Source organism: Paenibacillus lycopersici, from assembly GCF_010119935.1.
Classification (GTDB): Bacteria; Bacillota; Bacilli; order Paenibacillales; family Paenibacillaceae; genus Paenibacillus_Z; species Paenibacillus_Z lycopersici.
In genome coordinates, this window is record NZ_CP048209.1 from 6,016,808 (window position 1) to 6,038,599 (window position 21,792).

The window sequence follows — 21,792 nt, forward strand, 5'->3', positions numbered from 1 at the left end:
TTTATAGACTATTATGTATCCGTGACTATTTTCGGGTTACCTTTAAATGGCATTAACCGGCACGTAATCGTGCCGGTTTTTATTATTTCTGCAGCCCATAACCGCGCGGGCTTGCCTGTCCTCGGCTACTTAAGACCCATTCGAACGCTAAGTCCCCAGCCATACATGCCTTCTATGCTGGCCACCTCCGCCAATATGGTATTGGAGCCCGCTCTCCACTGAACGGGCACGCGAATCTGGTCGGCACGGATCCTTCCGTCCATTGTGAACCCGGGTGCCTCCCATTTCCACTCTCCCGCATAAACCTCGTTATCGTTCACCCATAAACGGATGCGGTCGCTGAACCCGAGACGAAGCCATGTTTCTTGCCGCTCAGCCAGGTTAATTGAATATTTCGCTTGAACGACGGCGCCCTGCTCGGCCGTATACAGCCTGTTTAGATTGAGCGTACCGTTGATTTCCACTGGCGCTTCGATCCAGGTTTGGTCCGGAAGCTTGGACACCATCCACGCCGGCACTACGGACGGGGCGGGACGTACGACGCTGTCCGGCGTACGTTCGGTATGCGGCCGAGGCTCGATCTGCGCAACGACAAGATTTCTGATGGTACTCGGGGCGCTGCCCCATAGGCCGACTTTACCGCCTGACACCCTGCCGTGCAGCAGATTAGGAATGACAAGACTAGGCTGCGAGCTCCCTCCGACGTATATCGAGGCGCTGTCCGGCTGTACCCTTACGGCGATTCGGACCCATTGATCTGGAGGAACGGCTGCCACGGCCTGATAGCTTGGCCCATGATAAATTTGCCACGTGCTGGAACCGTTCATGACCGGATCGTATTGAAGATTGGGCAAGCCCCATTCGTTGCTCGCCGACACGTATACCAATTCAAAGTTCTTCTCGTCCGCTGCCCCGAAGACAAGGCCGGCAAAACTGTCGGCCGTGCAGGCAACTTCAGCTTCAATGAGGAAACTGTCCATGCCCAATGGATCGCGGAGCAGAACCGGAACGCAGTGCTCTCCCTCGAAACCTAAGGCGTTTGAACCGTTCCAATCCACGGCTCTTGCACCAGATGCCCCCAACTCGAAATCGGTCAAATCCGTACCAAGATTCCATTGCAGCCTGGTCACAGCAACGCATCCCCCTCTGAAATTCGTTTACGGCCCATATCCGCTTACCAATAATATACAGAACAAATGTTCGTATGTAAACCAATAAATAAAGCCGGCACCTGGGCGGGCCGGCCTTATTGACGATCTTTTTCAGCAATGTACTCTTCGGTCTGAATCCGTTTCTCCGCTAGCTGACTAATTCGCTCGCAATAGCTTGCGATACTCGAGAGGGGACATTCCCATATAATGCTTGAAAAAAATGCTGAACGTGTGAATGGAAATGAAGCGCAATTCTTCTCCGATTACCGATACCGACTTGTCGGTCTCGCGCAGCTGGTATTTTGCCTTATCCAGGCATAAATTGCGAATATATTCCCCGATGGTCATTCCGGTTGTCGATTTAAAGGCGCGGGCCAAGTGAGAACGGCTAATATGCAGTTTTTCCGCGATATCTTCGATATTATGGTCGTGCCGGATTTCCACTTGCAGATAATCCATCAGTCTAATGATCATCGGTTTGAGTATTTTCGGCTTTTTGTACCCGAGCGTCGTGCGGTCTAGATGCAGTCGAAGCAATGTAGCCAACAGCTGAAGAAACAGCCCTTGCGCCATCTCCGTGCTCCCCTGACGTTTATTTCGCACTTCCCCGATGATCTGGTCAAACATCCGTTTGATCTGATAGTCCTCGTCCATGATGACCCGGTCTACCCCGATCCCATAATATTCGCCTTCGATTGCGCGCAGCATGTCCAGCTTGAACCCCAAATAATACAGCCGAAAATGCGAAATTCCGTCCGTTAGCCCGTAATGCCTTTCTCCGGGCTTCGTAATGAATAATTCGCCTTGGTTGATGTGATAGATGGATTTATCGATAAAATACGTCAGCTGCCCCTGATCCAGATAGCAAAGTTCAAAATGATCGTGATAATGGGTTCTTACCGTCCAATCTTCGGTCTTGTTAATTCCGATATATAGCATATTGTCAAGATCTGCGAACGGAAGCTCAAAACGCATTTCCGTATCCGATACCACCACGCTTGCGCAATGAGGCTTATCATACTTCTCAGGTTTCGATTCCGCCATTATCCCTCACCTTCCGAAGGTATGTTCGCTGCGCCTCTTTGTTGCGATAGTCCTGCCGATTACGGGTAAAGCACTGGCCATGCGTCTCCTTCGTATAGATCTCCATCATTGCCATTCAAAATTTGGGCATTGAAATGCCTTCCCCTCGGCGTGTCCCGATATCGCGTATCGCCGGTCATTAAGTGAACGGCCATCGAACGGCGGGGCGTGTCGGTTGCATTCGCGCCGCTGCCGTGAATCGTCAGCGCATGGTGGAAGCTGACTTGTCCTGCCTTCATGACGAGCGGCACCGGCTTGAATACTTCATTGTCCGGTAATTCCATCTCCGCCTGCTGCTTCTCGAGGTTCTGCTCGAAAAAGTTGTTCACGTTCACGAGTCCCCACTTGTGACTCCGCGGAACGGCCTGCATGCAGCCGTTGGAAAGATCCACGTCGGTGAAAGCAACCCAGGCCGTTACCAATGTCGGTTCCTTGCAATTCTGCCAATAGACGAAGTCCTGGTGCCAGCCGACGTTTGCCGTTTCTTTGCCTGTCCCTCTGCCGGGCTTATAGAGCAGCTGGTCGTGCCAGAGCCGAATGACGTCGGCATTCATCAGCTTGGCGGCGATGGTTCCGATCGTCGGATCGGTTGCCACCGTACGGAGTATCGAATCCGACCAATGCGAATTGTCGGTTTTCCGAAGCGCCCGCGGGTTGTCGACGCCTTCAAGCCAGTTGCAGACCGGCTCTCTCCCCGTCTCGAACTCTCCGCGATAGATGCGATCTTGGCGTGCAATAATCTTCTCCAGCTGTTCATCCGAAAAAATTTTCGGCGACACCCAGAATCCGTTCTCCTCGAAGAACCGAATGTCCTTCTCTTCCGGCAAGCATTGCATTTGAAGCAAACCGCTCACAGCCAAACACGCACCTTTCCGCATATGTCCAAAATGAATGTCATTTCAAGCATTTTTGATTACGCTTTAATGCCCGTCAGAACGACGCCCTCGATGAACTTCTTCTGGGCAAGGAAGAAGAAGACGATGACCGGAACGACGCTGATCGCCGTAGCCGCCATCATCATCCCGATTTCCCCCTGCGATTGGGAGGATTGCTGTTGGAAGATCCGCAAGCCTAGCGAAAGCGTATATTTGGACTGGTCGTTCAAGTAAATCAGCGGGCCGATAAAATCATTCCACGACCCCATGAATTGAAAGATGGCAACCGTCGTGAGCACGGGAGGAATCAGAGGCAGCATGATGTTCGTATAAATCCGCATGTAGCCGGCCCCGTCGATAAACGCGCTTTCTTCCAAATCCCTTGGTATCGACATGAGAAACTGACGGATCAGAAAGACGTAGAAGGCGCCGCCGCCGAACCAAGCCGGTACCCAGAGCGGCATGAACGTGTTGATCCATCCCAGCTTGCTGAACAGCAGGTATAAAGGAATCAGCGTGACTTGGCTCGGGAGCATCATCGTGCCCAGGAGAATAAGAAAGAAGAAGTCTCTGCCCGGCCAGCGCAGCCTGGCGAAAGCATATCCGACGAGCGGGGCGGTCAGCAGCACGCCCGCTACGCTGAGCACGACGACCAGCACCGTGTTTTTCAAAAAAAGAAAATAAGGAAAGTACGTCCATAAATTCGTATAGTTTTTCCATAAAAACGGCTTCGGGATCAATTCCGGCGGCACGACGAATACTTGAAGATCCGTCTTCAGCGACGTCGACAACAGCCATAGCAGCGGGAATACGAAAAAAACGCTTAATACGATTAAGACAATATGCCTGAGAAGCGATCTCGGCGATGACTTGGCTAGAATAGGCCGCTTTCGCGTCATCGTCCGTGTTTGAGCCTTCGGCTGGAGCATGCGATTCCTCCTTTCCTTTACATTTGGTCGTAGTGAACCCAGCGTTTCGATAGTTTAAGATTGAGCCAGGTCAGGAACATGACGATAACGAATAGCACCCAAGCGAGCGCGGACGCGTAGCCCATTTTCCAAAACCGGAAAGCGTTGTTATATAAATACAGCACGTAGAACAGGGTGGAGTCGTTAGGCCCGCCGCCCGTAATGATGTACGATTGGGTAAAAACCTGAAAACTCCCGATCATCCCGATGATGAGTTGGAAAAACAAGGTCGGCGTGATAAGCGGGAGCGTGACGTTCATGAATTTCCGGATCAATCCGGCTCCGTCAATATCGGCCGCTTCATAATATACTTTCGGGATGTTCTTCAAGCCTGCAAGATAGATAATCATCCCGCTTCCCGCACTCCAAAGGGACATGAGAATCAGCGAATTTTTGGCCCAAGCGGGATCGGATAGCCAGCCGGGCGCGGATAGGCCAAAAAAATGCACGACGTTCGTCAGGATGCCGAAATTCGGATCGAAAATCCACGCCCACAAAATGGAAGCCGCAACCATCGGCACGATGGAAGGGATATAATACAGGGTTCTGTATAGCGCAATCCCCTTTATTTCCGCATTTAGCAGCAGGGCGATGCCGAGACCGAGGACAATCGTCAACGGGACGCTGAATAAGACGTAGTACAACGTATTATAGAGGGATTTCCAGAACAGACTGTCGTGAAGCAATGCCTCGTAGTTGGCAAATCCGACCCATCTCGCCGGCTGCAAGATATCGTAGTCCATGAAGCTGTATCGCAAGGAAGCGATAACCGGAAATAGGACGAACACGACGAGTCCGATCAGCCACGGGGAGGCGAAGCCGTAGCCGACAAGCGCTTCCCTTCGCGACTGCCGGTACCTTTTATGCGTCTGAGCCATAATACGCTCCTTTTCACGAATGGAATAGAGAATAGAATAACGGCGGTTATCCTATTCTCTTGTTACGATTGCTATTTGGATAAGCTGGTATTGTTGGCCCAGAATTTATCAAGCTCCGCCTGCACTTTTGCATTGGCTTTGTCCAGGATTTCCTGCGTGCTGCCGTTATGGTAGATCGCCTCGTCGATCGCCCGCGCGTGTTCGGACCACAGCAGCTGTCCGACGGGAGATACCGGCAGGCTGACCGACTTCTCCATCGCTTTGACGGTAAAATCGATCGCGCTCTTGACGTTCGCGTTTTGCAGCGGCTCGATATACGTTTTGTTCAAGTAGTCGTTCAAGTCGATGTTGGCGGTCCAATTCGGGATATACGTCCTGCTTTGCGCCGCATTGTATTTCGCAGCCGCTTCGGCCTGATATTTGGGACCTTCCGTCGTCAGCCATTTCACGACTTCGAAGGCTTCCTTCGGGTGCTTGGCGCCTTTCGGCACTCCCCACGCCCAGCCTCCGCTCCATGTTTTGAAATCGCCTCCCGTCGGCGTAGGCGGCATCGCCACGCCAAAGTTCAGATTAGGCGAGAAGCGCAGCAAGTCGGACAATACCCAGTTGCCGTTAATGACCATCGCCAGCTTGCCGGACAGGAACGGATCGTTCGCGCCGGATTGGAACGAAGAGGAATAGGCGTTCGTCTTCTTCGCGCCGCCGAGAAGGTCGTAGCCTTTCACCATGAAATCGAGCGCCGCCACGTTCTCGGGCGAGTTCAGAAGCACTTTCTTGCCCTCGTCGTCGAGAAATTTCCCGTTGTTCTGAATCGAATACAGATAGAACCAGCTGTTCCCGAAATTAGGGAGAAATCCGATCTGCTTGAAGGAATCGCCGCTTGGAACGGTCAGCTTCTTGGAATAGTCGAGGAGCTCATCCCACGTCGTCGGCGGCTTATCGGGATCCAGTCCGGCTTGCTTAAACATATCCTTGTTATAATAGAGAACCCTGTCGTCCATCCCTGCGGGCAAGCCCCATACTTGGCCCTTGAACGACATTTCCTTGATGGTGTAATCGTAGAATCGGGATAGATCGAAGCCGGAGGAGTCGATTAGATCGTTCAAGGGCATCAGAATTCCCCTTGAAGCGACTTCCATGATGAAAGGCCCGTTCAGATTGACGACGTCAGGCGGCGATCCGGAGGCGATCGCGGCGGTCAGCTTGCTCAGGTCCTGGGTGTCGTAGCCGCTGGAGCCCGGCATCGCTTGCGTCACCAGTTTAATGCCGGGATGCTGTTTGTTGAATTCATCGATCATTTCCTTGTTGCCGCTGCCAACGGACAGCGGGTCGAGCCCCCACACGACGACCTCCGCTTTTTCTCCTTTGTCGGCGGAACCGTCGCTGTCGTTCGCAGACTGGCCCGAGCTGCCGCAGCCGGCCAAATAGACGGCCAGCATCGTCGGAATCGCGACCTTCACTGCTAATTTCATCTTCGTCATACGCACCCTCCCCTATTTAGAAACCGCTTCCACGAGTGAATTATATAAGAGGCTGCGGGAAAAGTATTTTTTGCATTTGATCCTAGATTTATAAAATTTGATCATTTGGCTTGTTGATAAAAAGTAACGGGACGACCTTATCATTAAAATGGCGCTCGACTATGCGATCCGCAATTCGCAGGGCCAGCACCCGCCGGAGATGCCGAAAAAGCAGCTTGTCACCGAGCATTGCACGGAAGCGCTCCGTCCGTTACCCGAACGCAGTACAAGGATCCGAGCCGTTCGGAGGCCCCATGAAAAAGGGACTCGAAAAAGAAGGGCTCTCGTATTTTTGTATGTTTTTGCTCACACGATTCCGGCAGCATTCGGCGGTGAGGCAGCCACTGATGGAAGGGAAATACAGTTGGATTTAAGCTGCAAATTAGGTCTGCTTATAAAATAACAACGGAGCCTCGCGGGTTTGCGGGCTCCGTTGTTATCATTATTCATGAAAGATAGCCATTGACGATACGCAAGTCCTTCAGGCTGACGTCACTTCACCAGTCAGCCTTCGTGCTCCGGCCGCTCCGCCAGCCAATCCGCAAGCGTCGCCACGCGGCTCGGGAATTTGCCGCTGCGCGCCAGGAAACCGACGCCGTGCTGCACCATCGGGTCCTGATCGGTCGGCTGGTAGCGCAGATCAACGCTCCAGCGGACATGGTCGGAGCCGTTCGGCGTCGACATATGCAGCACCCGGTCGTTGAACAGGATCGCCGTGCCGGCTTTGACCGGCAGCGCGACCGTCGGGCACTTGCCGAGCTGATGCTCGTGAAGCGCGGTATATCCCGTGCCGGTGTGCGATTCGGCATGCCAATCCAGCAGCTTCCGGATCTGCGTGCGCGGCTTGATATGCAGGCACCCGTTCTCAAGCGTCGCGTCCACGAGCGGAATCCATACCGTGATGACGGGATTCGCGTTCGCGTCGGGCCAATACGATTTGTCCTGGTGCCAAGGCACGGCGCCGGCCGCCACGCCGGGCACTTTGGGCCGCACGTTGTAGACCGGATTGGCGAATATTTCATCGCCGATCAGCGACTCTACCGCATTCAGGATTTTCGGATTGCTTAGCAGGCGATAATAACCCGCGATCCGATCCCGCCAGCTCCGGCCGTATTTCAGGAAGTCCTTGTCGGTCTTTCCCGCGAACAACTTGGCCAGCCGGTATTTGAACGGCTCCCCTTCCAGTTTATCCGCAATTAGCCCGTCGTCGTACAATTCGTCGGCGATCATGGACACCTTCTCCGCCATCGCCGCGCGCGGCGCCGCCATGTCCTGCTCGTCGAGCAAATCCTCCAGAACGAGATAGCCTTCAACGTTGTAATGATCGAGCTGTTCCCGCGTCAAGCTGCCCGATTGCCGCTTGTTCTCCATCGTTCCTCTACCTCCGTCAAGTTCGTTTTCATCGATGTGCTCAATGTACCATGCCGACTGCGGCTTGTATTTGGCAGAGTCGGCCGCGATTTGTCCAAACTTCCGGCGATTTCGGCAAGCGATCGACGATGCCGTGCCTGTTCCCTGTCATTGCCCGAACGGCAAAAAAAAGAGACCCGCGGCAACGGGCCGCAGGTCCAAAGGTTTATATCAAAAAGGGGGTCGAGTTCTAGTATAGGCGCGTTATATTAAGACAAGATGAAATGCCGATTGCAATCATATTACATTTTCTTACCATCGTGTTTCAATCCCTGCCGGCCTTAGCCGGACGAAACGCCGCCCTGCCCGCTTGATCAGCGATGGCCGGCCTGCCGGCGAAAGCCCGTCGGCGTCATCCCCGTCTTCTGCTTGAACAGGTTCGAGAAATAATGCGGGTCGGCATAGCCGAGCCGAAAGGCGATTTCGCTGACGCTCAAGCTCGTGTCTTGCAGCAGCATCTCGGCCTGGCCGATCCGCCTCGACAGCAGATAGCCGTACACGGTAAAGCCCGTCTCCTGCTTGAACACGCGGTTCAGCTGCTTGTACGACATCGCCATGCTCCGGCTGAAGCGCTCCGAATCGAACGGCTCCGCCAGCTGGTCCAAATACTGCTTGATCTGCTGCGCCTGATCGGACAATTTCAGGTTGCGGCTCTTCAGCAGCCGCGATAGGGCGATCAGGATTTCCGTCAGCACGAGCAGGACGCCTTCCTGGACCTGCTCCGAGTCCCCCTGCCGATTGCGGCGGACGAGACGGAACGCCTTGCGGAACAGCCCCTCAAGCGGCGCGTCGGCGACGAGCGATTTCTCCCACAGCTGGAATGCCGCGAGCAGCCCTTCGCTGCTGCCCGCGACGTTGAACCACAGGTACGTCCAATACTCCTCCTGGTCAGGCAGCGCCGTCACTTCGTGGTAGCTTCCTTTGCGCAATATGAACACGTCGCCTGCCTTCGGCCGGTGCACGACAGAGTCCACCTGAATCCGTCCTTCCCCGCGCAGCACGCAAGCAATCACCGTGATATCGGCGCGGCCGCGAACGTTGCGGTAATTGGCATGGCAATAATTGGTGCCGATGAGCGGAACCGAGACGCCGCCGTCCCAGTCCGAAGGAATGGTGTACAATTCGCCATGCTTCATGTCCAGAACCCTCACTCTACTTCATCCCATTTTCTATGCCCGCATTATAACATATGTCCCTATCCCCCACCTTTTGTTCCGAATCCCGCATGTCGCGCGGCGGCGGGCCGCAGTAAAATGAGAACGTGAGAGAAAGACGCGACGCCAATACCCATTCGAGCATAGGGCGCCCCTTCGCCCGTCCAAGGAGGCCATTACGATGGAACGAAACCAACCTCGCACGCAGCCGAACCTGATCTACGTCTTCGCCGACCAGCTGCGCTTGTCCGCCTGCGGCTATGCAGGCGACCGCCTGTCGCAAACCCCGAACATCGACCGTCTCGCCGGAGAAAGCATGAATTTCGCGAACGCCGTCTCGGGGCACCCGGTATGCGCGCCGTACCGCGCTTCGCTGTTCACGGGCAAATACACGACCAGCACGGGCATGGTCATCAACGAAATCAGCATGAACCCGAATCATCGCTGCGTCGGGCATGTGCTGACCGACAATGACTACGACACGGCCTACATCGGCAAATGGCATCTGTCGGCCAACGAGCTGGGCCATCACTTCGAGACTCGCAATTCGTACACGCCGCCCGGCGAACACCGGCTCGGTTTCGACGGTTTCTGGGCCGCATACAACTTTCACCACGATTATTACGGCATGTACTACCACGCCGATACCGCCGACAAAATCCCCATGGACGGCTACGAGCCCGACGGGCAGACCGACATGGCCATCGGACAATTGCGGAGGCTCGCGGGCGCAGACCGTCCGTTCGCCCTGTTCCTGTCCTACGGCACGCCGCATGATCCATGGACGCCGGACAACGTGCCCGCCGAATACTTGGCGCGGTTCAAGGACGCCGAGTTCGCGCTGCCGCGGAACTACTTGGATGCCGACGACCCGCACGCGGACGCTTGGGCCAAGCTGTCTTCCGAGGAGCGCGCGTCCATCCCGGAATGGCTGCGCGTATACTACGCGATGACGGCGAATCTGGACTGGAACCTGGGCCGGCTCCTGGCTGCCGTGGACGAGCTTGGACTCCGGGACGACACCGTGTTCGTCTTCACCTCCGATCACGGGGAGCTCTTCGGCGCCCACGGACGGAAGGGGAAAAACATCTTCTACGAAGAGGCCGTGCGCGTGCCGTTCCTGCTGCGCCAGCCAGGCCGCGTGCCGCAGGGCGAGACCGACGTCTGCTTGAATACATGCGACATCATGCCTACCTTGCTGAGCTTGCTCGATCTTCCGGTCCCTTCGGAGGTCGAAGGTACCGACCTTAGCCCGTTCGCGCTCGGCGAAGCCGGCGAAGAACCGGAGGCGGCGTTCCTGCAAGGAACCGGCGCTACCGCGGATTGGTCGGACGGCCACGAATGGCGGGCGCTGCGGGACAAACGGTATACCTACGCCATCTACCGGGCAGACCGGCAAGAGCTGCTGTTCGACAACGCGGAGGACCCGTGCCAGATGCGCAATTTGGCCGGCGACCCGGGTCATGCCGCCGTGCTGGAGCGGTTCCGGGGGCTCCTCGCGCGCAGCATGGACCGTGTCTCCGACACGTTCGAGAGCTGCACCTGGTACCGCGACCATTGGACGGAAGACCGGCGCATTCTGCGGACGGCCACGCTTTCGGCCGGATAGGGAGCGCATCGCCGCACCGTGACGCTGCGAAATCCGGCAAGCCGGGCTCCGCTTCTTCCGCGCCGCACATCGCAAGGCTGCCCCTTCGTCAGGCGGCAGCCTTGTCGGCGTCCGCGAATCCGCGCTGCCTCTGCGATGAAAGCTCATGATCGGCATCCGATGCGATTGCAGGATTGCCTTCCGCTGATAGCGGAGGGTTTAGGCGTTCGTTAAATCGGCAATGCTAGTAGCATTTCCCGCAGTGGTAGATTCGTAGATTCGCCGAAAGGAGCCCATGCCCTTGAAATGCATCAACTGCAACTCGTCCGATATCGGCAAGATCGGTCCTCATCAGTATTTTTGCTGGAACTGCTGCATCGAAATGAGTCTGGCCGGCGAGAAGCTTGACGTCTATCAGGTCGAAGAGGACGGCTCGCTTAGCTCGCTGAACGATTTGTTCATTGATGAAGCGATCGATGAACCGCAGGCGACGGCACTCTATTCCGACAGGCGCTGACGTCCGTTGAATCGATTGCCGTATGTGCGCGTGCTCGCGGCGCCTGCGGAAATCCGATTGATTCCGGTTGCTTTTTCTCCCGCTTCGCGATACGATAGCCAAAACATGGATGATCGGCAATGATGGACCATAGTACCTGAGCAGTCTTCTACTGCAGCGAGCCGGGGATCGTGCAAGCCCGGAAGAGACCTTGGGGAAACGGCAGTCCGGAGCAATCTCCAATTGTTCGTCTAAAAGTGGTCGGTCTTCTTCAAGGCCGTCAACTGGGGTGGAACCGCGGGTGCGCAAGCTCTCGTCCCCGGATATCGCGTGCATGCGATGTCCGGAGGCGGGAGCTTTTTCTATTACCATCATGGCCGCGCGACGGCCGAAGGAGTGTCTGTCGATGAGCAACGAACTAACCAACGAACCGAAATCCATGGAACGCGTCGTCTCGCTGGCGAAGCAGCGCGGGTTTATTTTCCCGGGATCCGAAATTTACGGCGGACTCGCGAATACATGGGATTACGGCCCGCTCGGGGTCGAACTGAAGAACAACATCAAGCGCGCGTGGTGGAAGAAATTCATCCAGCAGTCGCCGCATAACGTCGGCTTGGACGCCGCGATTCTGATGAACCCCCAGGCGTGGGTCGCTTCGGGTCACGTCGGCAATTTCAACGATCCGATGATCGACTGCAAATCGTGCAAAGCCCGCCACCGCGCGGATAAAATCATCGAGAACGCCCTGGACGGGAAGGGCATCGAGGTCGTCGTCGACGGCATGACGTTCGACGCCATGAAGGCGCTTATCGCGGAGCACGGCATCGCCTGCCCGGACTGCGGCTCGCATGATTTCACGGACATCCGCCAGTTCAACCTCATGTTCAAGACATTCCAGGGCGTGACGGAATCGAACGCGAACCAGATCTACCTGCGCCCGGAGACGGCCCAGGGCATCTTCGTCAATTTCAAGAACGTGCAGCGGTCGATGCGCAAGAAGCTGCCGTTCGGCATCGGCCAAATCGGCAAAAGCTTCCGCAATGAAATCACGCCCGGCAACTTCACGTTCCGGACGCGCGAATTCGAGCAAATGGAGCTGGAATTCTTCTGCAAGCCCGGCGAGGATCTGCAATGGTTCCAGTACTGGCGCGGTTTCTGCCGCGACTGGCTGCTCGGCCTCGGCATGAAGGAAGCAAGCATCCGGCTGCGCGATCACGCCGAAGACGAGCTGTCGCACTACAGCAGCGCGACGACCGACATCGAGTACCGCTTCCCGTTCGGCTGGGGCGAGCTGTGGGGCATCGCCGACCGGACGGACTTCGACCTGAAGCAGCATATGACGCATGCGGGCGAAGACTTCCACGTGCTCGATCCCGACACGAACGAGCGGTACGTGCCGTACTGCATCGAGCCATCGCTCGGCGCGGACCGCGTGACGCTGGCCTTCCTCATCGACGCGTACGAGGAGCAGCGGCTCGAAGCGGACGACAGCCGCGTCGTGCTGCGCCTGCACCCGGCGCTTGCGCCGTTCAAGGCGGCGGTGTTCCCGCTGTCGAAGAAGCTCGCGGACGGCGCGCAGCGGATCTATGCCGACCTGGCCGCAGACTTCATGGTCGACTACGACGAGGCCGGTTCCATCGGCAAACGGTACCGCCGCCATGATGAAATCGGCACGCCGCTGTGCATCACGTACGATTTCGAGTCCGAAGCCGACGGCTGCGTCACCGTCCGCGACCGCGACACGATGGCGCAGGTGCGGCTGCCGATCGCGGAGCTTCGCGCGTACGTCGCGGAGAAGATGGTGTTCTAGGTTCCTTAGCCGAACTGCAGTGCAGTTTCGGCGGCCGCCTCCCCGGCGTAGGGCGCAGCCTTTTGGGCCTTTTGGGCCTGCCGGGAACGCTACGATAAAATGGTTTTATGACCTGTTAGTCAGCAACGCTGCCGTCAAAAGCAAGGAAGTGGACAGGAGATCCGTTATTCACTCGTTTTCATTGGTTTTTCGTGTGCCTGCGGACAGGAGATCCCTTATGCTGCCAATTAAGTAGACTTTCGGCGCTTTCTGGAGACCATAACGGATCCCGAGTCCGTTCGCCAACCGAAAAACACCACTTTCAACAAAATAACGGATCCTCTGTCCTCAGCCCATGGCGGTTATCGGTGTCAGCATATGTGATGTCGTAGGACTGAATACTTTCTAGACAGACTACGGTGCACGGGGTGCACCTGTTTGCTCGCATTCGGCCGATTGCTTGGTGCATGGAGCATAGCCCCGGGCCATAAAGCCCGGGGCTGTCTATTCGGTGCGGCATATACGGCTTATGCTAGAGACCGGTTACTGATGCTAGAGACCGGCTACTGCTTATCTGGCGACTTACTCCATTATGCGCTGATGAATGCGGCCGGCGTCCCCTAGGGTCCCTCCTACTCCTCGACCGTAATCGTCCGATACACCGAACCCGTATACGACGATCGATCGGCGATGTCTTCATGCAGATCGAACGAGACCGACGCTGCCAGCACGTACTTGCCCGGCGGCAGGATCAATTCCTTCTCCGCATAGAAGCCGCGCCAATAATTCGCGTCGGGAGCATCGCTGCTGTAACCGCCGCTTTTGAAGAACGGCTGCACGAGCGGCTTGCCTTGGACGAGCTCCGTCGGGGCGCGTTCCGTCGTAGAGGCGCCGTCCATGGCGAAGTTATGCCCGTCGTGTATGACGAAACCGAGGAAGCTTCGCGCCCCGTACACCGTTATTTTCGGCTCGCCGCCGATATAAGCAAACGTCGCCGAAGCATGTATCGCTTCCCCTCGTTTAACCGTTGTCCGCTCTACATTCAGCTTCATGTCGAACAGGCCGTCCCGGTACGCCGGCTTCGGGTGCGCCATTTGCTCCATGACCGCCTTGTTCGCCTCCGCCCGCGCTTTGGCCTGCGGATCATCCTTCTCCGCCCTGCCGCATGCCGTCAGCATGAACAGGATCATCGCGAATACGCTGTACCATTTTCGCATGATGCAGCCCCCTCTCTCTCTGTCATGTTGCCGCTTACTTTCTAGACGGCGACAGCGACAATAAGTTGCAGCGCGCTAGGCGCGCAGAGGAATTGTTCCGCCAGGCGGCGAATGTACTAGACCAGGAAGACCATTACGGACAGGAGGAACCTCGATGCCAAGAATGAAAATCCCCCGGTAAGCCCGAGCGGCAGCCGCAGGCGGTTCCGATGCCCGCCGGACAAGTGCGGCAGCCAGCAGGCCGGCTCCGGCCGGTATGGAAGCCAGACCCCGCGCTCCCCCCTCTCTTCCCGATTTGGGAATGCAACGATCAAATCATAAGAGAGGGTGCAACCACGATGTGGCCACAACATGTTCAATGGAACGAATTGCGCTTCGGCGTAGAAATCGAGTTTATCGGCGGCCGGCCGGCCGAGCTAGAGCTGCTGCCCGGCTGGGTCATGGCGCTGGACGAGGAACAGATCGACGACGCCGGCGAGCCGTCCGGCAGCGAGCTGCAAACGCCGCCTCTGGCGTGGGCGGAGCGGGACCAGCTCCGCGTCATGCTGGCGCGGCTGCGCGAGCAAGGAGCGCGCATGAACTGGAGCTGCGGGCTTCATGTTCATGTCGGCATCGAGCCTTGGGGCGAAGCGATGATACTGCCGCTCGTGGAGGCCGCGCTGGCGTGCCAGGACGCGCTGCAAGCGCTGCTGAGGACGAGCAAGGAGCGGCTGTTCTACTGCCCGCCGGTCACGGAGGCGGTGCGCGATGCCTACCTGCGCAGCCCTCGCCGGGAGTCGCTGTGCCGTACAGGCCGGCCGCAATCCCACCGCTGCGGCATCAATGCCGCCGCGTGGTACGATAACGGCACGGTCGAGATCCGCTACGCCAACGGCACCTTGGCCGACGACGAAATCATGCGCGTCGTCGAGCTGTGCTTGCGCTTCGCGGCGGCCGTCGGCGAAGGCCGCCGGCTCCCGGCAACGCCGGGCGAGCTGGCGGCAGCGCTCGGCGCGGTGCCGGACGGGTATCCGCCGCCCATACCGGTCCCGCGCTGGTACCGGGAGCGGCTATGGCTCGAAGACGCGCTGCTGCCGATCGTCGAGGGCATGATCGGACGGCTCCTTCCGCGCGGCGAGCTGCATCACGCGCTGCCCGTGGAAGACGGCATCCTCGTCGCCATCGAGCAAGGGGGCGGCAACCTGTACAGCTATGTGCTGAAACCGCCGGCCGATTGCTGGCAGATCGTGCGGCAGGCCGATAAGCCCGCGGGCTCGTAGACTTCGAGCGCATTACCGCGCTGGACGCCTCTTAGCCTTCGCCGTATTGCGGTGCTGAGCGCCTCGTAGCCTTCGCCGCATTGCGGCACTGGACGCTTTAGTGACTTTGCGGCTTGCGGTACTGGCTGCTTTTGCTGCTTTGCGGCGATCACCGCTAAGCGGCTAGCAGCACTCATCGCTTTGGCGGGTATTACGGCTTTGGCCGGTATTACGCCCTCGCCGCATTGTCCGCTGTTCTGCAGGATAGAGCGACGGTTTCCTAAACTGCAGGCCGTACGCTCGAATCGCATCGGACGCGCCATTGTCAAAGCCCGCTTCCCGATAAATCGCTTTCGTGGTTTTTCGGTCTTCGCCGCGTTGCGGCGCATGCCGCTTTAGAAGCTAAACGGTACTTCTTGCGTTGGCGGCATTAGCGGCTGCGATAGCCGCGGATGGCTGCACGGCTATCGCAGCCGCTCAGCCATCCGCAACCGTCATCGCGCAGGCCCGCAGCAGAGCATCGACGCGATGCCCGCCTCACCATCGTCTTTCTTTGCTGACTCGCGGAACACCGCCCTTGCCCGCCATGTAAGAACAGAGCCGACGCACCCGCAACCCCATGGTGCATCGGCTCTATTGTTTCCGCTATGAAGCCTCCCCGTTCGCGAGCCGAACCAGCTGGCGCGCTTCCTCTCTCAGCTCCCCGTGCTTCGCTTCAAGCAGCGCCGCGATCGACCGGCATTCTTCCCGCTGGCCGTCCGTCAGGCCGCCGCAGAAATGCAGGCATTCCATATAATAAAACAGCTTCTTCCGATCATCCTGAACCAAATCGTCTTGCTCCGCGACGCGTCTCAGTCTCGGCAGACTCGCCTCGGCAAGCGCGCTCCCGAACGGCGCCAGCTGCGCAAACACCTCGTATTCGGACTTGATATAGCGATACGGCGAAGCGGTAATCGAGCCGTCCGCCGCTTCCGTCCAATAGTCGAGCGCTTCGGCGACCGTCAGCTTGCGATAGGATTCCAGCTCACGGCGATACTGCCGATCGTATTCGCCAAGCTCGGGGAAGAGCGCGTCGAACAAGGCGGGCTCGATCGTCTTGCGCATGACGATGCTGTAATTGAAATAATCGTTCTCCGTCGCCGCGTAGGCAATGAAATCGGCCGTCGTGCGAAGCGGAGCGAACGCATCATCCTCGATCAAGCGCTGCACCGCCCGCAGCGCCAGCACCTGGTAGCCCATGTCGACGATCCCCGCCTCGATGGCGGCAACCGGCTCGCTCACGTCCTTGCCGGAGTCGCTATCCTCATTGAGATCGAGCGCCCGATATGCCGCGCGTTCCATAAGGCGGATCGTCTCGCCATGCTCGCCCATCTGCTCCGACCGGAACTGAAATTCGAAATCGCCCTGGCCGTATTTCAGCGCCCGGATTCGCTCGGGATCGTCATGACCGTATGCGGCCAATGCGGTTTGAAACCCCGCCTCGGTATTCATGTATACGAGGAAGCCGCTGTGATCGTCCGCGTAGAGGCTGAACGCATAGACGTCCTTGTTCTCGGGCCGCCGGGCAAACGCGCGTATGATCGTTCCGCAGCCGTCTGCCAGCGCCTGTACGAAACGCGCGGCCGTGATCATCGGCACGCCTTTCGGCACGGTCAGGCTCCGGCTGATCTCCTCATTGCGGTGAAGCACGTAATAGCCTTCCGTATCGATCGGCGTTCGTCCTTCGAACTTGCGGCCCAGCTCGGAATAGTAAGTATTCATGTCAGCGATCCTCCGATTATCCCATTCGCGTATTCCCGTACACCTCCTTTATCGGCGGATTTTTTCCCTTTTTTTATGCAAATTCCCACGGTTCTAGCACATTTGGCCGTTCCTCACACAACCCCCACCTGATACTCGTCCTCGTACACGATCCGACCCGGCGAATCGGTATGCACGATGTCGTAGTCGACCCCGTATTTGACCAGCAGCCCAAGCAGCGGATTCAGGCGAGGCAGCATGTCGCGGGCCGCCTGCCGCTTGAACCACGTGACCGCCCGCATCGCGTTGCCGTCCTCGTAGAACGGCGGTTCCGGCAGATGCTCGACGAACCATGCCTCGATGGCAAGGAACAGCGCCTTGTCCTCCTCGGACAGGCAATCGTCCCGCATCGTGCCTCTGAGCAAATGCCAGCACGCCGCGAAGATGCCCGCCGGCTTGCCGATCCTGCTGCAATACCTCGTTTGGATGCGCACATAAGCCGGCTCCAGCCAATTTGCGTCCCCGGTTTCCTTGCCTTCCGTTTCGTTGTTCTCTCCCACAGCCACGTCTCCTTTGCATGTATAAAATAAAAGAGCGCGCGGGAGTTATGGCTCCCGCGCGCTCCTATGGCGGCAGGACGGGAAGCGCAAGCAGCGCAAGCCCGCCCTGAATGCTTCAGGGGTGCTAACGCTTACGGCGATGATGATGATGGTTGTAAATGCGGTTCGGCTGCATGAAGCAGGCCTCCTTCCGGACGAATCGTGAAAACTTATAGCATCGATTATAAGCCGCCGCCAGTAATTGTCAATCCCTTCCTGCGAACGATGTCTGCTGCTAGGCCTGCAGTCTACGCTGCCAATCGGCCCGCTGGCGATCGGCCCTCAATCGATACGCGTTCCGGGATCGACGCGCTTCGCTCTACGATTTGCATGACACGACATACATGCTATAACATGTATATGAAGGAGGGTACCGATGAAACTTGACGACCATGTCGGGTTCAACATCGCGCGGACGCTGCGCAATTTGAACTTGCTTTTCAACCAGGAATTCAGCCCTTACGGCATCACGAGCGAACAATGGTCGCTGCTGAAGCGGCTGCAGGAGCAGGAAGGCATCAGCATCAAGGATTTGGCCCATGCAGCCGGGAAAGATCAAGCCAATGTCACGCGCATACTGGACGTGCTGGCCAAGCGGGGCTTCGTTGCCAGAAGCTCGAATCCGCGGGATAAACGGTCGTCGCTGGTCTATTTTACGCCCGAGGGGAAGGAGCTTACGGAGCGCTTGATTCCGATCGACGAGCAAGTCCACAAGGACGCCGTCGATGAGCTGACGCCCGCAGAGCTCGGCGCATTCGCGCGGGCGATCGCCCAAATCAACCGCAACGCGAATCGGCATCTGAAGCGTTAACGATGCCCGCGCCTGCTATCCGCTCCATGCCCGCACGAACAACCAGAGAATAACTGGATTCAAACGATAGGAAGGAAACAAAGCCATGAATGACCGCGTTGTCATGCCAATCTGGATGTTTGGCGTGTTTATCGTCATTATGAATACAACCATGTTTAACGTATCGATCCCGAGCATCATTACGGATTATCGCATCACGGCCGATCTGGGATCGTGGATCATATCCAGCTACTCCATCGGCTACGCCCTGTCGACCATCATCTACAGCCGTTTATCCGACAGCGTTCCGATGCGGAAGCTGCTGCTGGTCGGACTGACGATCCTCGGTTTATCCTCGGCGCTCGGCATTTTCGCGCGCAGCTTCGACATGCTGCTGGCCGTGCGCATCCTGCAATCGGCAGGCGCGGGTACGATGGCCGGCCTCGGGCTCGTCATGGCGAGCCGCTACATTCCCTATGAACGGCGAGGACGCGCGATTGCGATGATCTCGACGGGGAGCGCGATGGCGTTCGGCTTCGGGCCGATTATCGGCGGCGTCATCAGCGAGTATTTCGGCGTGAACGGCTTGTTCGCCGTCACCTGTCTGATTCTCCTCGTGCTTCCGGTATTGATGCGCCTGCTTCCCCGCGAAGAACCGAAGCCGCTGCAATTCGACATGACGGGCGCCCTGCTTACGACCGTGAATGTCGTGACGTTACTGGTCGCGATCATGCAGCGCTCGTTCTATTGGTTCAGCGGAAGTCTGCTCTCGTTGCTGATCCATGCCTGGCATCTGCGGAGGAGGGACCGGCAAACATTCATCAATCCGGCGCTGTTCGCCAAGAAGGACTACCGCAAGCTGACGGCGATCGGCTTCTGCGCCTTGGTGCTGAACCTGGGCAATCTGTTCCTCATGCCGCTCGCATTAGCCAACCTGGATGGCGAATCGGCGATCAAGATCGGCTTGACGATCGCGCCGGGGGCGTTATTGTCGGCCTTCTTGACCCGCTTCGTCGGGAAGTGGATCGACCGGCACGGGAACATCCGGTTTTTGCTGATCGGCCATTGCATGTTGGCCGTCGTCCTGGCGGTATTCTCGTTTGCGCTGGAGGTTTCGCCGCTCGTGGTCCTGTGCGGGTATCTCTGCTTCTCGCCCTCGTTCTCCGCGACGCTGTCTTCGCTCAACAACGAGACGTCCCGCATCCTGCCGAAGCCGCTGATCGGCTCGGGCATGGGCTTGATGCAGCTGATTCAATTCTTCGGCGGGTCGGTCTCCGTCGCGGCGTTCGGCTTGATTCTGGCCCTGCAGAAGAACGTCCCGATTGGCCGCGCCTACGAGAATGTCTACCGCATTCTGCTCCTGGTCTGCCTGCTCTCCCTCGCCATTCTCGTCTGGTACATCCGGACGGCAGGCAAGCCGGAACGGGTGCCGCGCGAAACGCCGCGCGCGCAGCCGGCTAGCTGAACAAGGCAGCTATAATAACCTCCCTGAAAGCTACCGGCGCGATTTTGTTCGATCGGCGTGAAGGTTAACGCAAGGCTTGCATCGAAGATGAAAGAGAACGCGATCTACAGGGAGGGCAAATTCATTGACTAGTCAAGCCGGCTTCACGTTAACCGACGCGCAGAAAACGCAATACGCCGAGAACGGGTATTTGATCGTGAATCAATTATTCACGACGGCCGAATGCGACGAGCTGATTCAAAATGCCAACGCGATGATTACCGGCGCCATACCGCTTGGCGCGCATAACGGCATCTACCTGGAGCCGGAGGCCGTGGCGCAAGGGCTCGTATCGGATGAACGGCCCGACCCGGAATATCTGTTCAAGCTCGGCCACCGCATGCATATGACGGACGAGATTTTCCGCTATTATGCGATGCATGACAACATCGCGGACATTCTCGCCGGGCTGCTCGGGCCCGATATCAAGTGCATCCAAAGCATGTATATCGACAAGCCCCGCAACCTGGGCGTCGGCCAGCCGTACCACCAGGACTCCTATTATTTGAAGTCCGAGCCGGACACGCTGATCGGCGTCTGGATCGCGCTGGACGACGTCGACGAGCAGAACGGCTGCCTGCACGTCATTCCCGGAAGCCACCGCGGACCGATCTACCCGCATGAATTGCCGCATGACGAGCGCCAGCGCAAATATTTCACGGAAGTGCATGCGGCGAAGAAGGAAGCCGAGGTGGCGTGCCGCCTGCCGAAAGGCTCGGCCGTATTCTTCCCGGGGACGATGCTGCACCGGTCGGGAGACAACGTCGCCGCCGATCGCCAGAGACGCGCCTACGTCCTGCATTATTTGAATGCGCGCTCGAAGCAGCCGAACCAGGCCCAATCGCGCAATCCGCATCTGCTCGTGCGGGGGCGTCAATATCCGGGCTGCGTATAACCTGCGGCAGCTGCTTGTGCATCACAAAAACCGCCCGCTTATGATGAACCGCACTCCATTGTTAGACAGCATCTAGCGATTGGAGTGCGGTTCATGACTTGCGGGCGGTTTTTTGGGGCTTGGGCCGGTAATCCGCGAGCGAAGCGGACTGGTCAATCGCGACGTCTCTCGCTCAGAGAAGCTCCAGCCTTCGGTAGTTGTTCCGTACGTAGTGGACGCCGGAGTAGACGGTCAGCGCCAGCGCCGCGTACAGCAGCACTTGGTCGACGGGAATGGACGTGAAGAAGCTGAACGGCCGATTGTCCAGCAGGACGGCGGTGATGGCCGCGACCTGGAACACCATTTTGATTTTGCCCGTGCTGTCGGCTTGCAGGGCGATTCGCCGGGACGCCGCGACGATGCGAAGTCCGGTGATGACGATTTCCCGCCCCACGATCGCGAACGCCACCCAGGCATGCGTCAGATGCAGGCTCACCATCAGAATGAGCGCCGCGGTAATGAGCAGCTTGTCCGCCAGCGGATCGAGCAGCTTGCCGAGGTTCGTCACGAGGTTGTATTTGCGCGCGACATAGCCGTCGAGCTTATCCGTCGCCGATGCCAGCAGGAAGACGGCGCCCGCGTAGTAGAAGCCATGCGCGTTCAAATGCTGGAGAATGGCGGACTTGTCGGCCAGCCATGCCGGATAGATGGGAAACAGCAGAATAAACACGGGAATCATGAGGATACGCGCAACGGTGATTTTGTTGGCCAAATTCATAGTCGTGCTCCTTGTTCGGGCTGCCGCCGCTTGGGTTCCGGATGAGCCGGTTTTCTCCAGTTTACTGCCGTCATGCGGATTTGTCATGCGCGAATAGCGGGCTTGTCCGGGCAGTCCCTCCGAACGTCCCCCCTCAAATC

General features: G+C 57.6%; 19 protein-coding genes. 7 read left to right on the plus strand and 12 right to left on the minus strand.

Annotated features, from left to right (window positions below; genetic code table 11):
• Nucleotides 1-125: 125 nt before the first annotated feature.
• The 8 genes from GXP70_RS26390 to GXP70_RS26425 form a co-directional block, all read right to left on the minus strand.
• A complete protein-coding gene (locus GXP70_RS26390) occupies nt 126-1,130 on the minus strand; it encodes a hypothetical protein (RefSeq protein WP_162359565.1) in 1,005 nt (334 codons plus the stop codon).
• A gap of 177 nt (nt 1,131-1,307) precedes the next feature.
• Nucleotides 1,308-2,195: a helix-turn-helix transcriptional regulator gene (locus GXP70_RS26395; RefSeq protein WP_162359566.1), complete on the minus strand. Its 888-nt coding sequence runs from the start codon at nt 2,193-2,195 to the stop codon at nt 1,308-1,310.
• Nucleotides 2,196-2,254: 59 nt separating this feature from the next.
• Complete coding sequence (locus tag GXP70_RS26400) at nt 2,255-3,088, minus strand: phytanoyl-CoA dioxygenase family protein (RefSeq protein ID WP_162359567.1); 834 nt, start codon at nt 3,086-3,088, stop codon at nt 2,255-2,257.
• Between the two features lie 59 nt (nt 3,089-3,147).
• A complete protein-coding gene (locus GXP70_RS26405; protein WP_225442566.1) occupies nt 3,148-4,038 on the minus strand; it encodes a carbohydrate ABC transporter permease in 891 nt (296 codons plus the stop codon).
• A 17-nt stretch (nt 4,039-4,055) separates the two neighbouring features.
• Nucleotides 4,056-4,955 (minus strand): carbohydrate ABC transporter permease, encoded by a 900-nt coding sequence (locus GXP70_RS26410; RefSeq protein WP_162359568.1) that lies wholly within the window; start codon nt 4,953-4,955, stop codon nt 4,056-4,058.
• A gap of 71 nt (nt 4,956-5,026) precedes the next feature.
• On the minus strand, nt 5,027-6,436 hold the full coding sequence (locus GXP70_RS26415) for an ABC transporter substrate-binding protein (RefSeq protein WP_225442567.1): 1,410 nt from the start codon (nt 6,434-6,436) through the stop codon (nt 5,027-5,029).
• A 543-nt stretch (nt 6,437-6,979) separates the two neighbouring features.
• The gene (locus GXP70_RS26420) at nt 6,980-7,846 is read right to left on the minus strand and encodes a phytanoyl-CoA dioxygenase family protein (RefSeq protein WP_162359569.1); all 867 of its coding nucleotides are present in this window, start codon (nt 7,844-7,846) and stop codon (nt 6,980-6,982) included.
• Nucleotides 7,847-8,199: 353 nt separating this feature from the next.
• Nucleotides 8,200-9,021: a helix-turn-helix domain-containing protein gene (locus tag GXP70_RS26425; RefSeq protein WP_162359570.1), complete on the minus strand. Its 822-nt coding sequence runs from the start codon at nt 9,019-9,021 to the stop codon at nt 8,200-8,202.
• Nucleotides 9,022-9,220: 199 nt separating this feature from the next.
• Here GXP70_RS26425 and GXP70_RS26430 point away from each other — a divergent pair, with 199 nt between their 5' ends.
• The 3 genes from GXP70_RS26430 to GXP70_RS26440 all read left to right on the plus strand — a co-directional run bounded on the left by GXP70_RS26430 (nt 9,221) and on the right by GXP70_RS26440 (nt 12,933).
• The gene (locus GXP70_RS26430; RefSeq protein WP_162359571.1) at nt 9,221-10,648 is read left to right on the plus strand and encodes a sulfatase family protein; all 1,428 of its coding nucleotides are present in this window, start codon (nt 9,221-9,223) and stop codon (nt 10,646-10,648) included.
• A 280-nt stretch (nt 10,649-10,928) separates the two neighbouring features.
• Nucleotides 10,929-11,144 carry a hypothetical protein gene (locus tag GXP70_RS26435; protein ID WP_225442568.1) on the plus strand — a complete coding sequence of 72 codons (216 nt, stop codon included), beginning with the start codon at nt 10,929-10,931 and terminating at the stop codon, nt 11,142-11,144.
• Between the two features lie 385 nt (nt 11,145-11,529).
• On the plus strand, nt 11,530-12,933 hold the full coding sequence (locus GXP70_RS26440; RefSeq protein ID WP_162359573.1) for a glycine--tRNA ligase: 1,404 nt from the start codon (nt 11,530-11,532) through the stop codon (nt 12,931-12,933).
• A 611-nt stretch (nt 12,934-13,544) separates the two neighbouring features.
• On the opposite strand, the gene GXP70_RS26445 is transcribed toward GXP70_RS26440, so the two are convergent.
• Nucleotides 13,545-14,129, minus strand: coding sequence for a hypothetical protein (locus GXP70_RS26445; protein ID WP_162359574.1), 585 nt, complete (start codon nt 14,127-14,129; stop codon nt 13,545-13,547).
• Nucleotides 14,130-14,467: 338 nt separating this feature from the next.
• Here GXP70_RS26445 and GXP70_RS26450 point away from each other — a divergent pair, with 338 nt between their 5' ends.
• Nucleotides 14,468-15,388: an amidoligase family protein gene (locus tag GXP70_RS26450; RefSeq protein ID WP_162359575.1), complete on the plus strand. Its 921-nt coding sequence runs from the start codon at nt 14,468-14,470 to the stop codon at nt 15,386-15,388.
• Between the two features lie 624 nt (nt 15,389-16,012).
• Here GXP70_RS26450 and GXP70_RS26455 read toward each other — a convergent pair.
• Nucleotides 16,013-17,128: a DUF4303 domain-containing protein gene (locus GXP70_RS26455; RefSeq protein WP_162359576.1), complete on the minus strand. Its 1,116-nt coding sequence runs from the start codon at nt 17,126-17,128 to the stop codon at nt 16,013-16,015.
• A gap of 113 nt (nt 17,129-17,241) precedes the next feature.
• Nucleotides 17,242-17,667 (minus strand): hypothetical protein, encoded by a 426-nt coding sequence (locus tag GXP70_RS26460; RefSeq protein WP_162359577.1) that lies wholly within the window; start codon nt 17,665-17,667, stop codon nt 17,242-17,244.
• Between the two features lie 415 nt (nt 17,668-18,082).
• On the opposite strand from GXP70_RS26460, the gene GXP70_RS26465 reads away from it, so the two are divergent.
• The 3 genes from GXP70_RS26465 (at nt 18,083) to GXP70_RS26475 (ending at nt 20,895) form a co-directional block, all read left to right on the plus strand.
• The gene (locus GXP70_RS26465) at nt 18,083-18,517 is read left to right on the plus strand and encodes a MarR family winged helix-turn-helix transcriptional regulator (RefSeq protein ID WP_162359578.1); all 435 of its coding nucleotides are present in this window, start codon (nt 18,083-18,085) and stop codon (nt 18,515-18,517) included.
• Nucleotides 18,518-18,602: 85 nt separating this feature from the next.
• A complete protein-coding gene (locus tag GXP70_RS26470; protein WP_162359579.1) occupies nt 18,603-19,961 on the plus strand; it encodes an MFS transporter in 1,359 nt (452 codons plus the stop codon).
• Nucleotides 19,962-20,085: 124 nt separating this feature from the next.
• Nucleotides 20,086-20,895: a phytanoyl-CoA dioxygenase family protein gene (locus GXP70_RS26475; protein WP_162359580.1), complete on the plus strand. Its 810-nt coding sequence runs from the start codon at nt 20,086-20,088 to the stop codon at nt 20,893-20,895.
• Nucleotides 20,896-21,067: 172 nt separating this feature from the next.
• Here the strand turns inward: GXP70_RS26475 and pgsA are convergent, their stop codons facing one another.
• The gene (gene pgsA / locus GXP70_RS26480) at nt 21,068-21,652 is read right to left on the minus strand and encodes a CDP-diacylglycerol--glycerol-3-phosphate 3-phosphatidyltransferase (RefSeq protein WP_162359581.1); all 585 of its coding nucleotides are present in this window, start codon (nt 21,650-21,652) and stop codon (nt 21,068-21,070) included.
• Nucleotides 21,653-21,792 lie beyond the last annotated feature (140 nt).